The organism is Bradyrhizobium sp. AUGA SZCCT0177 (genome assembly GCF_018130125.1).
Classification (GTDB): domain Bacteria; phylum Pseudomonadota; class Alphaproteobacteria; order Rhizobiales; family Xanthobacteraceae; genus Bradyrhizobium.
Genome location: NZ_JAFCMA010000045.1, coordinates 20761 through 34438, shown reverse-complemented (window position 1 = coordinate 34438; position 13678 = coordinate 20761). Strand labels below are relative to the sequence as shown.

At 62.9% G+C, this 13678-nt stretch carries 12 protein-coding genes; 3 read left to right on the top strand and 9 right to left on the bottom strand.

The genetic code is table 11. The features are described 5' to 3' along the window. Positions 1–109: 109 nt before the first annotated feature. On the bottom strand, positions 110–1312 hold the full coding sequence (locus tag JQ597_RS34065) for a hypothetical protein (protein ID WP_212269787.1): 1203 nt from the start codon (positions 1310–1312) through the stop codon (positions 110–112). A 369-nt stretch (positions 1313–1681) separates the two neighbouring features. Here JQ597_RS34065 and JQ597_RS34060 point away from each other — a divergent pair, with 369 nt between their 5' ends. Further along, positions 1682–3145: a glycosyl hydrolase 108 family protein gene (locus JQ597_RS34060; RefSeq protein ID WP_212269786.1), complete on the top strand. Its 1464-nt coding sequence runs from the start codon at positions 1682–1684 to the stop codon at positions 3143–3145. A 66-nt stretch (positions 3146–3211) separates the two neighbouring features. Here the strand turns inward: JQ597_RS34060 and groL are convergent, their stop codons facing one another. Next, positions 3212–4858, bottom strand: coding sequence for a chaperonin GroEL (gene groL / locus JQ597_RS34055; protein ID WP_212269785.1), 1647 nt, complete (start codon positions 4856–4858; stop codon positions 3212–3214). A gap of 133 nt (positions 4859–4991) precedes the next feature. After that, on the bottom strand, positions 4992–5288 hold the full coding sequence (locus tag JQ597_RS34050) for a co-chaperone GroES (protein ID WP_192738881.1): 297 nt from the start codon (positions 5286–5288) through the stop codon (positions 4992–4994). A 354-nt stretch (positions 5289–5642) separates the two neighbouring features. On the opposite strand from JQ597_RS34050, the gene JQ597_RS34045 reads away from it, so the two are divergent. Then, entirely contained in the window at positions 5643–6158 is a 516-nt protein-coding gene (locus tag JQ597_RS34045; RefSeq protein WP_212269784.1) for a hypothetical protein, read from the top strand. Positions 6159–6354: 196 nt separating this feature from the next. On the opposite strand, the gene JQ597_RS34040 is transcribed toward JQ597_RS34045, so the two are convergent. Continuing rightward, positions 6355–7140, bottom strand: coding sequence for a protein phosphatase CheZ (locus JQ597_RS34040; protein ID WP_212209639.1), 786 nt, complete (start codon positions 7138–7140; stop codon positions 6355–6357). A gap of 309 nt (positions 7141–7449) precedes the next feature. Here JQ597_RS34040 and JQ597_RS34035 point away from each other — a divergent pair, with 309 nt between their 5' ends. Further along, positions 7450–8259 (top strand): L,D-transpeptidase, encoded by an 810-nt coding sequence (locus tag JQ597_RS34035; RefSeq protein ID WP_212269783.1) that lies wholly within the window; start codon positions 7450–7452, stop codon positions 8257–8259. 139 nt (positions 8260–8398) lie between these two features. Here the strand turns inward: JQ597_RS34035 and JQ597_RS34030 are convergent, their stop codons facing one another. The 5 genes from JQ597_RS34030 to JQ597_RS34010 all read right to left on the bottom strand — a co-directional run bounded on the left by JQ597_RS34030 (position 8399) and on the right by JQ597_RS34010 (position 13558). Then, positions 8399–9220, bottom strand: a complete 822-nt coding sequence (locus tag JQ597_RS34030) for a DUF2076 domain-containing protein (RefSeq protein WP_212269782.1) — start codon at positions 9218–9220, stop codon at positions 8399–8401. Positions 9221–9350: 130 nt separating this feature from the next. Next, on the bottom strand, positions 9351–10196 hold the full coding sequence (locus JQ597_RS34025; protein ID WP_212269781.1) for a ChbG/HpnK family deacetylase: 846 nt from the start codon (positions 10194–10196) through the stop codon (positions 9351–9353). After that, positions 10193–11239 carry a glycosyltransferase family 2 protein gene (locus JQ597_RS34020; protein ID WP_212269780.1) on the bottom strand — a complete coding sequence of 349 codons (1047 nt, stop codon included), beginning with the start codon at positions 11237–11239 and terminating at the stop codon, positions 10193–10195. Before JQ597_RS34020 ends, JQ597_RS34025 begins: the two co-directional genes overlap by 4 nt. Before the next feature lie 184 nt (positions 11240–11423). After that, positions 11424–12401: an ATP phosphoribosyltransferase gene (gene hisG / locus JQ597_RS34015; RefSeq protein ID WP_212269779.1), complete on the bottom strand. Its 978-nt coding sequence runs from the start codon at positions 12399–12401 to the stop codon at positions 11424–11426. Continuing rightward, positions 12398–13558, bottom strand: coding sequence for an ATP phosphoribosyltransferase regulatory subunit (locus JQ597_RS34010; RefSeq protein ID WP_212269778.1), 1161 nt, complete (start codon positions 13556–13558; stop codon positions 12398–12400). The genes hisG and JQ597_RS34010 overlap by 4 nt, the downstream gene beginning before the upstream one ends. Positions 13559–13678: the final 120 nt, after the last annotated feature.

Here is a 13678-nt window from a genome sequence, read left to right as displayed (position 1 = left end):
TGTCAAATGCGCTGGCGGCATGGAGCGGTGCGTGGGAGGCTGCCTCAAGGATTAGAAGAGGACCAGAAGCCGATTAGAACCAATCGAGAAGAGAACGGCCGGAAAACCGCTATTTCCAGGCCGCTTTGTCGACGTCCCAGCGTTGGCCTTTGAACTCCCTGGCGAGGGCTTCGACCGAACCATTGTCGTCCTCCGGCTCGCCGCCTTCCTCCTCGCCGCCGGCGCCTTCGGACAGGTTCAGCTTGGGACCTGCGCCTTCGTCGATCGTCGATGTCACCGGACTCGAGATCCACAGCACCAGCCGGTCCGATGCGCCGGGCTTGTCGGGCGAGACCAGCGCGGTGACCTCGACGCTGTCGGTGAGGCCGAGCGCCGGGTAGATCTCGCTCGGCCGCTTGAAGGTCAGTGTCAGCTTGCCGGTGTTGGCGTTCCACGCCGCACCCGCCGCCTTGGCCGCGAGCGTCTTCGTCAACACCGCGGATACTGCGGCGGCGATCTTGTCCTTGTTGATCTTGTCGCCATCGCGCCAGTCGGCGGCGGCAAAACGGATGGTGCGGTCCATCTCGACGATGCCGGTGGTCCATCCCGCGGTGACCACGCCTGGTGTCGACCTGGCCTTAGCGATCAGGGCCGCTGACCGCTCCGGATCGGCGGTGAGATTGATGGTCTGCTCGCCGGCGCGGAGCGCGTCGCAGGAAATCGAGAGGCTGCTCAGGCCGAGCTCCACCTCCTGGCCCTTCAGGCTCTTGAGGAAATCCAGCGCCGCATCCAGCTTTACCCGCACGCCGATGGATTCCGGCGACACCTCGGTGAAATCCTTCGGTGCCGACGTGATGCCGTCATCGGTGGTCTGGTTGTCCAAAAACTCCTTCTCGCTGAGATCGGAATTGTCCGTCGAGGCCACTTCCGTCACCGCCTGACCGATGGTGATCCGGCCGCGGAATTCGAAGCCGTCGGCGCTGGCCTTGCGCGCGAGGTTCACGGTGACCGGCAGCTTGTCGCCGATGCTTTGCGTCGAGCCGGTCAGGTTCTGGCCGCTGACGGTGAGGTTGGCGACGAAGCGGTCCTTGCGGTCGGAGCCTTTTTCGACGGGGTAGCAGACGTCGAGCACGGCCGCGGTGACGGTTTTGCCCTGGCGGATCTCCTTGAGGACGACGTCGGCGTTGCCGCTCATCAATCCGTCGATCGAGGTGAAGTATCGGACTTCGCTGCCGCCGGGTGCTGGTGCTGCCTTGGAGGGAAGCTTCATCTGGGCAAAAGCCAGGTCCGAGGCCGTCACCAGACCGAACAGGCAGAGCAGGAGTGCGCGCATTGGAATTCCTCAAGGGAGAGAATCAGCGTCCGTCGTAAGTAGCAAACCTCAGTAGCGTTTTCGAGCGAAGTGGGTACCGGTTCGCGCCAGGAAAACGCGTCAAAACAAAGAGAGGAAGCTTGGTTCTGATTCCATCGGAACCGAGCTTCATGTCATTTCGCCAAACAAGAAGGCCGCCCGGAGGCGGATCGCCCCGAGCCCGGGGTAACGGGCCGGATTGTAGACCCGACTTCCACGATGCAACTGCCGAGGCCGCCCATCGAACATGGCGTGCGAGGGCCGGGACGGCAGAACCAGGGTGAAACCCGGTTGCAGCCTCGGGCATCTACAATTACAAACTTTACTGGTCCACCGTCGGTATCGCCACTCATGTCGCAACAAACGCAGAGCCCTTCGCAAGCCGCCCGCGACGCGAATCCGGAGAGGTCGGATCCGGCCACGGATGTGGTGGACGTCGTCATTCTGCTTCATGGAATTCGCACCCGCGCGTTCTGGTATGATCTGGTGCAGCCTATCCTGGGCGAGATAGATGGCACCGTCGTCAAGCCGCTTGGCTACGATTACTTCAGCGCCCTGCGACTGGTTTTTCCCTTTTTTCGATCTGGACCGGCACGGAAGATCGCCGACGATATTCGTGACATCAAATCAAGATACGATCAGAAGAACAAGCGCGTACGTATCTCGGTCATAGCTCACAGCTTCGGAACCTACACCATTGCAACGCTTCTTCGGCAAACGAGGGACATCGACCTGCATCATCTTGTTCTGTGTGGATCGGTGCTGCCAAATAATTTCAACTTCGACAGCATCAGCCGAAAAATTCACGGCAAATTCGTCAACGACGCCGGCGCAAGGGACGCTTGGCCGGTTTTGGCGAAGATTTCCTCATTCGGATATGGCGTTTCGGGAACGTTTGGCTTTCAGAGCGGCTTGATTGAGGACCGGTTCCACGATTTCGCTCACTCCGACTTCTTCAATAAGGAGTTCATCCGCACCTACTGGCTTCCGATCTTCGATCAGGATCAGGTCAACCATTCGTCATATGAGCGAAAGCCGTCCTGGCGCACACGCTTGATCAACCTTCTCGCCTTGGCGCCGCCCGGTATCCTGCTTGTCGGTTTAATCGCGGCGGCGCTGTATCTCGCTGTCCCGCCTTTGTATGCAACCTACAAGGAGACCGTCCTTTCGATACTCATCAATCAGATCGACAAGGAACGATCGAAGGTAAAGCCGGTGGCGGCCCCCCCTGCGGTACCGCCATCCACACCAAGGTCGACCGAAACCGTGGCGTCCGACGATGACATTCTTTCAAGAATCCTGAAATGGGAAGGCGGTTACGCGAGTTCGCCGCAGGACCCGGCTGGCCCGACCAACGCAGGCATTACGATCGCCCAATGGTCGACCTTTACCGGGAAACCCGCCGATGCCGACACGATCAAGAACCTGACGCGAACTCAGGTGATGGATTTTTACAGGGACAATTTTCTGCAGCGTCCTGGCGTACGATCCATCAAGAATCCCGCCGTCAGGGGCGCGTATGTGAACATGTTGGTCCAGTCAGGGCCAGTTCAGGCAACCAAGGCTTTTCAGACCGCTCTAAAGGGCAGCTTCCAGGTCAGCGTTCCGCTCGATGGTGTGCTCGGCCCTTTCACGGTCGCGTCGATCAATGCGGTTGGCGATCCGGACCTTCTGATCGAAGCTGCATCCTGTGCCTTGCTCGATGCGCTCAAAGCCTCACCCGTGTTCTCCGCCTTTGGAAGAAGCTGGACTCGAAGGCTGGCGGACTTTCTCCCGAAAGATCTCAAGGGCGTCTGCCCCGGCACTTTTCAATAGCATCGACAGGCGCAAAAAAAGGGCTGCCATTTGGCAGCCCTTTAAGCGTTCGTGCGGATCCTTGGCTTAGAAGCCCATGCCGCCCATTCCACCCATGCCGCCGCCGCCGCCGGGCATCGGCGCGGCCGGCTCCTTCGGCAGTTCGGCGACCATGGCCTCGGTGGTCACCAGGAGGCCGGCGACGGAGGAAGCGTCCTGCAGGGCAGTGCGCACCACTTTGGCCGGGTCGATGATGCCCTTGTCGACCATGTCGACATACTGCTCGGTCTGGGCGTCGAAGCCGAAGGTTTCGGACTTGTTCTCGAGGATCTTGCCGACCACGATCGAGCCCTCGACACCGGCGTTCTCCGAGATCTGGCGGACCGGAGCTTCCAGCGCCTTCAGCACGATGTTGATGCCGGCCTGAACGTCGGAATTGTCGTGCTGGATGCGGCCGACCGCCTTCTTGGCGCGCAGCAGCGCCACGCCGCCGCCCGGCACGATGCCTTCCTGCACGGCCGCGCGGGTTGCGTTGAGCGCGTCCTCGACACGGTCCTTCTTCTCCTTGACCTCGATCTCGGTCGCACCGCCGACGCGGATCACCGCGACGCCGCCGGCGAGCTTGGCCAGGCGCTCCTGCAGCTTCTCGCGGTCGTAGTCCGAGGTGGTTTCCTCGATCTGCGCCTTGATCTGGCTGACGCGGGCTTCGATCGCCGGCTTCTTGCCGGCGCCGTTGACGATGGTGGTGTTCTCCTTGTCGATCACCACCTTCTTGGCGCGGCCGAGCATGTTGACGGTGACGCTTTCCAGCTTCATGCCGAGCTCATCGGAGATCAGCTGACCGCCGGTCAGGATTGCGATGTCTTCCAGCATCGCCTTGCGGCGATCGCCGAAGCCCGGCGCCTTGACGGCGGCGACCTTCAGTCCACCACGAAGACGGTTCACCACCAGCGTCGCCAGCGCCTCACCCTCGACGTCCTCGGCGATGATCAAGAGCGGGCGGCCGGACTGCACCACGGCTTCCAGCACCGGCAGCATCGCCTGCAGGCCGGAGAGCTTCTTCTCGTGCAGCAGCACGTAGACGTCCTCGAGCTCGGCGGTCATCTTTTCCGCGTTGGTGATGAAGTAGGGCGACAGATAGCCGCGGTCGAACTTCATGCCCTCGACGATGTCGACTTCGGTCTCGAGCGACTTGTTTTCCTCGACGGTAATGACGCCTTCATTGCCGACCTTCTGCATCGCCTGCGCGATCATCTTGCCGATGGCGGCATCGCCATTGGCCGAGATGGTGCCGACCTGGGCGACTTCGGCGGAGGAGGCGACCGGCTTGGCGCGCTTTTCGATGTCCTTGACCACGGCCAGCACCGCGATGTCGATGCCGCGCTTCAGATCCATCGGGTTCATGCCGGCGGCAACCGACTTGGCGCCTTCGCGCACGATCGCCTGGGCGAGCACGGTTGCGGTGGTGGTGCCGTCGCCGGCGGTGTCGTTGGTCTTGGAGGCGACTTCGCGCAGCATCTGCGCGCCCATGTTCTCGAACTTGTCCTCGAGTTCGATCTCCTTGGCGACGGTAACGCCGTCCTTGGTGATGCGCGGGGCGCCGAAGCTCTTGTCGATCACGACATTGCGGCCCTTCGGGCCGAGCGTCACCTTCACGGCGTTGGCGAGGATATCGACGCCGCGCAGCATGCGATCGCGGGCGTCTCCGGCGAATTTAACGTCTTTGGCAGCCATTTGGATTTACTCCTGGAAATGAACCCTCATCCTGAGGAGCGGCCACTTGGCCGCGTCTCGAAGGATGAGTTTGTGAATGTCGGCCCTTCGAGACGGCAGCTTCGCTGCCTCCTCAGGGTGAGGGAGGCGGTGCTTAAACCAGCACGCCCATGATGTCGGATTCCTTCATGATGAGGAGTTCCTCACCGTCGAGCTTGACCTCGGTGCCCGACCATTTGCCGAACAGCACGCGGTCGCCGACCTTGAGGTCGATCGGGATCAGTTTGCCGGCCTCGTCCCGGCCGCCCGGGCCGACGGCCGTGATTTCGCCCTGCGAGGGCTTTTCCTTGGCGCTGTCGGGAATGATGATGCCGCCCTTGGTCTTCTCTTCGGCGTCGATACGCTTGACCACGACGCGGTCATGCAGTGGGCGGAATTTGGATTTGGCCATGAGGTTTCCTCTTTGGAAGGCTTGGTTTCAGGTCTGATTGCCATCAAAATGGCTGCTAATGCCGGGTATTCGACACCGTCCCGGGCGGGACGGCCAAACTCCTTACTTGCCTTAGCAATCGTCGCGTTTGAGTGCTAATGTGTGGCCCGGGGAATATGGCTTGGCGCCGATCCTGTCAAGCAAGGGGGGTTAAGGCCCAAAAAAGGTTAAGGCCTTGGTGAGGCCAATATAGGATGCTCCCTGAGAAACCAAATCGGAGCGACGGCGTAATTTGATGGACGTCATTGCTCCGGCACGTGTTTTACGGTTGGCTGCAGGACGGGTGCGGCCAAAAAACTTGTTTGGGGGAATGCGATGATCGGGTCCGGTACTGCGCGCGTGGTTGCCAATCTGGCGATCGCCTCAGCGCTCACGATGCTCTTGGGAGCGTGCAGCAGCATGAGCCTGCCGTCGCTGTCATCAAGTTCCGCGCCTCCGCCCGAGCCGGGTGTGGCTCCCGACATGCCGGCGACGATCCGCTCCGACGAGATCGTCGGCCGCTGGGGTCTCGCCTCGTATCAGAATCCGAACGACCGGGCCCGCACCGAAAAGATGGCCCGCGATCAGTGCAGGCAGCCTTATGTGATCACCGCCGGCACCTCCGGGGGCGTGGTCATGCATCTGGCCGACCAGGCGACCCCGCAGGAACTGCGCCTCAAGGGCTCTCCGAGCGGCAAGAATTATATCGGCCCGGCCGGACCGACCCCGGGCGAGCAGGACCGCGAGGTCGTCTCGTTCGACGGCCGCGTTCTGGTGACCCGCTTTGTCGACAAGGATGCCGGGGTCCGTTACGGCAACATGGTCTATGTCCGCTGCGCGCCGCGCGCCTGAGCCCTCCGTCATTCCGGGATGGTCCAAAGGACCAGACCACAGATGCGCAATTGCGCATCGGGGAATCTCGAGATTCCGGGTTCGATGCTTCGCATCGCCCCGGAATGACATTCTAAACCATAAATAAAAAACGCCGGCTTCGCGCCGGCGTTTTCGTATTCTCGGGATGACGCCCGCGTAGGCGCCAACTGAACCCTTAATCGAACAGCGCGTCGATGTCGTCTTGCGAGGCATGGCCGACGTCGCCGTCGAGCTTCGGACCGTTGAGCAGCTTGGCGTCGCCTTCACGGGTGTCGACGATCGGGGTCGCGTGCGCCTTCAGCGCGTCGACGCCACCCCAGATGTCCATCATGACGTTGATGTGGTTCTCGATGAACTTCATCGTGGTCATCACCTTGCTGATGCGCTGGCCGGTGAGATCCTGGAAGTTGCAGGCTTCGAAGATCGCGATGACGCGTTCCTGGATTTCCTCGCTGAGCAGCTTCTGCTGGTCCGGCGAAGTGTTCTTGGACAGCGCGGTCGCCGCCTGGTCGATCGCCTCGGTGGCTTCGAGAATCTGCTGCGTGGCCTGCTCGGTGCCGCCGACGACGGCGCCGAGTTCGCCATTGACCTTGGCCATTTCGCCGCCGTCAAAGCTCTTGCCGTGCAGGGTTGCGATTTCGCGCTTGGTGCGGTTGATGGCGTCGTGAATGAGGTCGAGTTCGACCTTGAGCTTTTCGCACTGCTCGATCTGGGCACGATAGGTTTCCAGCAGCGCCTGGGCTTCGGCAACCTCGCGCGCCACCGACGCTTCCGCCGATTCAGTCACGACGGAGCGGCCTTGACCGCCCGCGGCCATCTGGGCGCGGATCGAGCGCAGTTCGCTCATGATCTCGCGATGCATCGGGCCGATGTCGCCGCCTTCGGCAGCTGCGGACACCGGTATTGGCACATCGCCCAAAATGGCCTGTTCGATACGAAAACGTTTGCGACTAACCGACATGATGTATTCCCACCCCTTAACTCCGTGACCTGTTTTAGGCAGATGCGATTTAACGTGAGGTTCACGCGGGGAACACATCGCGGCGTAGTCTTCCGCGAGGCGCACACCAGGGATTAACCATGCGTGCCCGGCGTTCACTCAAAATAAACGCTACCGGACAAATCAGCGCGCAATCGGCGACGTGGTGAATCGAAACGCCGTTCCTGTTTACCAAACCGATGTGGTTTTGACCCTTTATTGACCACGTGCAACGGCGCCGCTCAGGCGTCGCCAAACGCTAACAGTGACGAAACAGTACAGAGTACGTCGATGTTCAGAAAAATGTCTCTCGCGCTCCTTGCGGGCGTGTCGTGCCTTGGCTTCTCCGATTCTGCCTTGGCGATCGACGCCTCTCCGCTCGCCGAACCCACCGTGATCTACGCCAATCAGCCCGCGCAGCCTGCGCCGGTACGCACCGCTTATGCCGAACGTTCGCAAATGGGCGGCGGCTTCATTGAATTCCTGTTCGGCGACGGGCCGGCGCAGGGCGGCCGCTATCAGCAACAGCAGCCGGTCTATCAGCAGCAGCCGGATTACGGATATGGCGGACGGCGCGGCACCCTGCCGCCGATGGATCCGCAACAATCGATGCGTCAGCAGCAGGAAGAAGCGGTCGAGCCGGCACAGCGCGCGGTCGATCCAAAGTACAACAAGCAGGTTGTCGACTACACCGGCAAGGAAGGTGTCGGCACCATCGTCGTCGATACGCCCAACAAGTTCCTGTTCCTGGTGCAGGGCGACGGCAAGGCGCTGCGCTACGGCATCGGCGTCGGCCGCCCGGGTTTCACGTGGTCCGGCGTCAAGACGATCTCGGCGAAGAAGGAATGGCCGGCCTGGACCCCGCCGCCGGAAATGCTGGCGCGGCGTCCCGATCTGCCGCGGCACATGGAAGGCGGTCCGCAAAATCCGCTCGGCGCGCGCGCGATGTATCTGGGATCGACGCTCTACCGCATCCACGGCTCCAACGAGCCCTGGACCATCGGCACCAACGTTTCGTCCGGCTGCATCCGGATGCGCAATGAAGACGTGATCGATCTCTACGGCCGCGTCGGCGTCGGCGCCAAGGTCGTTGTCATTTAAGCATAGCGTTTTCGAGCGAAGTGGGGATGCCGGTTCGCGTAAAGAAAACGCGTCAAAATTAGAGCTACCAAACCGACAAAAACAAGCGGCCGCTCGATTGAGCGGCCGTTTTCTTTTTCAGACATGACGTCGTTCAGGCTTAATCGTCGTCGCCGCCGCCGTCACCGTCGAAGCCGTCGGAGTCATGATCCATGTCGTCATAATTGTCGTCGTTCGATGTGTTGTCGAACAGCCCCGTGCGCGAACTTCCGGACGAACCGATGTCGTTGGCGCCGGCCTCCCGCGCCAGGTCGCCGCCGGATTGATCGCTGCCGCCCGGCCGCCGGTCTTCAACGCTGCCGCGATGACCGCCGGTATCGCCGCCGAAGGCCGCCTGCTGGTTGCCGCCGCCGCCCATCATCGAGCGGATGCTGCCGAGCAGCATCGATCCGCCGACCACGCCGGCCGCTGCTGCCGCTGCCGTTCCGAGGAACGAGCCGCCACCACCGCCGCCGAACGGCGGTTGCTGCTGCGGCTGACCATAGGCAGGCTGCTGCCCGTAGCCGGGCTGGCCGTATTGTCCGGGAGCTTGTTGTCCGGGTCCTTGTTGTCCCTGGGTCTGCTGCACCACCTCGCCGCTGTTCCAGACCGGGCGACCGCCCATGCCGGGCGAGCGGACGTTAGGTACAGAGCCGCGTGGCTGGCTCTGCCCGAAGATCGTGTCGCGCATCGAATCGAGGAAGCCGCCGGGTTGATTCTGTTCGCCCGCGTGTCCGCCTTCCAGTTGCTGGATGCGGTCGTTGGCGCGCTTCAGCGCCTCGTCCTGCACCAGCGCCGTCTGCACCAGCGCATAGACGGCATTGGGCGCACCACGCAGGCCCTGCATGATCGCGGACATGGCTTCGGGATCTCGCGGGGTGTTTTCCAGCTTGGCAAGGCGGTCGAAAAGATCGTCAATCAGTTGGCGTTCTTGCGGTGTCATGGCGTTCTCCATCGCGTCGAGTGCCTCGAAGCGCGGGGCAGATGTAGGGCGGGGTTTGTGTCGCAAGTAGTGGGAGCGCAGATTAAATTTCTGTATGCGACAAAACGACCGGCCGGTTTATTGAGCAAACTCAAGTCAGTGTAACATTGTTCCTTGCCAGCAGCGGCGGCAATTGCGCGCCGGCGAGAAACGCGTGCTCGCTTTCGCGCTGGGTGGTCATGGGATCGAGGCTGATGAGGGTTTCGTCGACGAAGCCCGGATGACACATCACGAGCCCGCCCTCCGGCATGCCCTGCAGGAATTGCCCCATCAGGACGCCGAAATCGGGCATCTTCGAAAAATCATAGGCGCCGGCAAAGGCCGGATTGAACGGGATACCGGCACGGGTGGCGAGCCTGCGAAACCGCGAGCTGAGAACATCGAGCAGCAGCGCCTTGGGCGCGCCGAGCCGTTTCGCCAGCGGCTGAAGGCGCCCGCCCTGGCGAACCCAGGCTCCGGGCGCGGCCTGCTTCACCGCGCGCAGAAACGCATCGCGCACCTGCGGGAAGAGTTGCGCATGCTGATGGGCGTCGACGAAATCCGGCGGCCGGCCGAACAGATCCTGGAACGCCGCCAGCTGATCCATCAATTCGGCATGAATCATTTCAGGGTCGAGCCGCCGCAACAGGCCCGATCGCAGCATCGCCGGCAGCGGCAGAAACATGCCGCCATCGGTCGGCCTGAAGTGCATCGTCAGCGGCCGGAATGGCGCGGTCAGCGTCGCATGCAGGCCGATGGCGCAGCGCGAGCTGCCGGCGGCGGCGTCCTGCAGCGCAGTGACCTCGCCGCGGCCGATCGCCGGGCCGACCACCATCATCGATGTCGCATTGAGCCGGCCCTGGCCGATCAGCTCGCGAATGGCGCGATTGACGCCCTCGCTGATCCCGTAATCATCGGCGCACAGCCAGATACGGCGCGGCGGCGCGGCATCGTTCATTCCGCGGCGGTCCGTTCGCTGACGCTTGCGGTGGTCGTTTCGTCCGCGCGCTTCTCGGAGTGTTCGGCGACGAAATAGATCGGACGGGCTTTCAGCTCCGACAGGATCTTGCCGATATATTCGCCGACGATGCCGATCATGATCAGCTGCACGCCGCCGATCGTCATCAGGCCGATCACGAGCGAGGGATAGCCGGGGACCTGCTTGCCCGTGGTCAAGACTTCCCAGAGAATGGTCAGGCCGAACAGAAAGGCGCCCACGGCGAGCAGCACGCCGAACAGGCTGGCAAAGCGCAGCGGCGCCACCGAGAACGAGGTCAGCCCCTCGATCGACAGGCCCACCAGCCGGCCGGCGCTGAAGGTGGTGACGCCGTGCGCGCGCGGCGCCGGCTCGTAATCGACGCGGATCTGGCGAAAGCCGATCCAGCTCGCCAGACCCTTGAAGAAGCGATTGCGCTCGGGCAGCTGCTTGAGCGCTGCCGCGGCGCGCGGCGACAGCAGGCGGAAGTCGCCGGCATCCTCGGGGATTTTTTGCCGTGCGCCGTAATTGATCAGCGCGTAGAAGCCGTGCACGGCAAGACGCCGCAGAAACGATTCATTGTCGCGATGCGCCTTTGCCGTATAGACGACGTCGTAGCCGTCATCGATCCAGTGGCTGACCAGCTTCTCGACCAGGGTCGGCGGATGCTGGCCGTCGCCGTCCATAAACAGCACCGCGCCGCGCCGCGCATGGTCGAGCCCCGCCATCAAGGCGGCCTCCTTGCCGAAATTGCGCGACAGCGACACCACCTGAACGTCGAGCGCGTCGGCCTTCAGGGTGCGCGCGATGCTAAGCGTGGTATCGGCGCTGCCGTCATCGACATAGACCACTTCGCTGGCGAGGCCGTAGCGCTGCCGCAAGGTCCTGGCGAGGCCGATCAGCCGCTCGTGCAGCAACGCGAGCCCGGCGGCCTCGTTATAGACCGGCACGACAATCGACAGCCCCCGCGCCGCGGCGCTCGCCGCGGTGGTGGACAGGCCGGAAACGTCAGAGCCAAGCGTCATAGATCAGGTTCCATCATGGACAACAGCATATGTTACTCGTCGCAAGCTGTCGCTACGATGAATGAAATCTATAGCGTTTTCGAGTGAAGTGGATACCGGTTCGCATAAGAAAACGCGTCAAGACAAAGACTGGAGCCTGACCGGTTCTGATTCAATCAGAACCGGTCAGGCTCCAGAACCCGCTTTATTGTCGCAAGAACGCCTCGAGGCGGGCGAACAGCGGGTTTTCCCGGTCGAGCACATAGTCGAGGGCAGCCACCGAAACCGTGTCGGCGCCGTGCTCGCGCAGGAAGCTGCCGAGCGCGTAGAGCTTCGACGGCGGGCAGTGCAGCGTCAGCATGCCCGACGAGGTCGGGCCGCCGAACGGGGCGACGACACCGAAGCGGTTATGCGCCTCGGTCAGCAGCCTGTCGTTGCAGCCGGCAAAGCGGGTGCGGACTTCGCGATATTTGCTGGCGCGGGCACGTGCGGCGATGTGATCGAGGATCACGCGCGCGGTCTCGCGCGCCCCGCTCGACCAGTCGGCATCCTTTGAGGCGACGAGGTTGGCCTGGCTGCGCAGGATCACGCCGTCGTCGAGCACCTTGAGGCCGTTGGCGACGAGGGTGGCACCTGTTGTCGTGATATCGACGATCATCTCGGCGGTGCCGACCGCGGGCGCGCCTTCGGTGGCGCCGGCGCTCTCGACGATGCGGTAATCGACCACGCCGTGGGTGGCGAAGAAGTTTCGGGTCAGGTTGATGTATTTGGTCGCGACCCGCATGCGCCGGTTATGCTGCGCGCGGAAACCCGTCGTGACGTCGTCGAGATCGGCCATGGTGCGGACGTCGATCCAGGCCTGCGGTACCGCGACCACGACATTGGCGCTGCCGAAGCCGAGATTGTCGATCAACAGCACGCGCTTGTCGGCGTCCACGATGCTTTCGCGCAAGAGGTCTTCGCCGGTCACGCCGAGATGCACCATGCCGCGGGCGAGCTGCGAGGCAATCTCGCTCGCCGAGAGATAGGCGATCTCGACATTGTCGAGCCCGGAGATGGTGCCGCGATAATCGCGGGCGCCGCGCGGCTTGGCGAGGCTGAGACCGGCGCGCGTGAAGAACGCTTCGGCTTCTTCCTGCAGGCGGCCCTTGGAGGGAACGGCGAGAACGAAGGGCGCGGTCATGATGCGTTCCCGACCGGTTTGCGGAGTTGCGTCAGGGCTTCGATCCAGACCGAGAAGCCGACCGCCGGGATCGGCGCCGCCGAGCCGAGCTGGGTCATCAGCCCGTCATAGCGCCCGCCTGCCACCAGCGGCTCGATGCCGTTACCCTTGCCGTGCAGTTCGAATTCGAAGCCGGTGTAGTAGTCGAGGCCGCGTCCGAAGGCGGTCGAAAAGCGCGTCAGGCTGGTGTCGATGCCGCGCGCCGCCATGAAGCCGACCCGGCTTTCGAGCTGATCGATCGCCGCCGTCAAATTGAGCTTGGTGTCCTCGGCCAGCGCGCGCAGTTGCGCGACCGCATCGTCGGGGTCGCCCGCGATGGCAAGAAAGCGCTTGATGGTCGCGAGCGCGTCGCGCGGCAGCGCGCCGCTCTTGAGCGTCGATTGTTCGAGGAAGCGGTCGGCGATTTCGGCAACGGTGCGGCCGCCGACATTGGTGGTGCCGGCGATCGACATCAGGTCGGTGACCAGCGCCAGCGCGGCCTTGCGGTCGGAGCCGGCAAGGGCTGCCAGCACGCCTTCATATTCGTTGCGGCCGGGGGCGGTCGCCAATGTCAGCTGCTCGATGTCCTGGGTGAGGCTGACCTTGCGGTTGAAATCCTTGATCAGCCGCCGCTTCCAGACCGGATAAAGCTCGAGCGCATCGATCAGCGCGGTGAACAGCGCGACGTCGCCGGTGCGGATTTCGACATCGCTCAGGCCGAACGCCGAAGTCGCCTCCAGCGCCAGCGCCAGCATTTCCGCATCCGCCGCGGCGCGATCCTGCCGGCCGAAGGATTCGATGCCGGCCTGCAGGAACTGGCTCGGCTGGCCGTCGCGATAACGGAACACCGGCCCAAGATAGCTGAAGCCAGCGGGCTGGCCGGCACGCCCCGAGGCCAGATAGTCCCGCGCCACCGGAATGGTGAGATCGGGACGAAGGCAAAGCTCCTCGCCGCTGGCGTCTGATGTCAGATAGAGGCTCTTGCGGATGTCCTCGCCGGAGAGGTCGAGGAACGGCTCGGCCGGCTGCAGTATAGCCGGTTCAGCCTGGACGTAGCCGGCCTGCGCAAACGACAAAAGCAGCGCGTCCGCCCATGTGGCGGACCCGGCGGCACCATCGATGGCGGCGGTTACGGTCATTTCGCGTCCAAATATCCCGAAAAACGGGTTCCAAGAGGTATCAAGCGTTTGTTGGCGGAGGCCTTAGCATGGCCGGGGCAGGGTTTCGACAGAGATTGGTGTCGTCACTTAACGCGGGGT

Bases quoted from the DNA above. Each gene is read 5' to 3' on its own strand.
- JQ597_RS34065 (WP_212269787.1), bottom strand. From the start codon at position 1,312: ATGCGCGCACTCCTGCTCTGCCTGTTCGGTCTGGTGACGGCCTCGGAC.
- JQ597_RS34060 (WP_212269786.1), top strand. From the start codon at position 1,682: ATGTCGCAACAAACGCAGAGCCCTTCGCAAGCCGCCCGCGACGCGAAT.
- groL (WP_212269785.1), bottom strand. From the start codon at position 4,858: ATGGCTGCCAAAGACGTTAAATTCGCCGGAGACGCCCGCGATCGCATG.
- JQ597_RS34050 (WP_192738881.1), bottom strand. From the start codon at position 5,288: ATGGCCAAATCCAAATTCCGCCCACTGCATGACCGCGTCGTGGTCAAG.
- JQ597_RS34045 (WP_212269784.1), top strand. From the start codon at position 5,643: ATGATCGGGTCCGGTACTGCGCGCGTGGTTGCCAATCTGGCGATCGCC.
- JQ597_RS34040 (WP_212209639.1), bottom strand. From the start codon at position 7,140: ATGTCGGTTAGTCGCAAACGTTTTCGTATCGAACAGGCCATTTTGGGC.
- JQ597_RS34035 (WP_212269783.1), top strand. From the start codon at position 7,450: ATGTTCAGAAAAATGTCTCTCGCGCTCCTTGCGGGCGTGTCGTGCCTT.
- JQ597_RS34030 (WP_212269782.1), bottom strand. From the start codon at position 9,220: ATGACACCGCAAGAACGCCAACTGATTGACGATCTTTTCGACCGCCTT.
- JQ597_RS34025 (WP_212269781.1), bottom strand. From the start codon at position 10,196: ATGAACGATGCCGCGCCGCCGCGCCGTATCTGGCTGTGCGCCGATGAT.
- JQ597_RS34020 (WP_212269780.1), bottom strand. From the start codon at position 11,239: ATGACGCTTGGCTCTGACGTTTCCGGCCTGTCCACCACCGCGGCGAGC.
- hisG (WP_212269779.1), bottom strand. From the start codon at position 12,401: ATGACCGCGCCCTTCGTTCTCGCCGTTCCCTCCAAGGGCCGCCTGCAG.
- JQ597_RS34010 (WP_212269778.1), bottom strand. From the start codon at position 13,558: ATGACCGTAACCGCCGCCATCGATGGTGCCGCCGGGTCCGCCACATGG.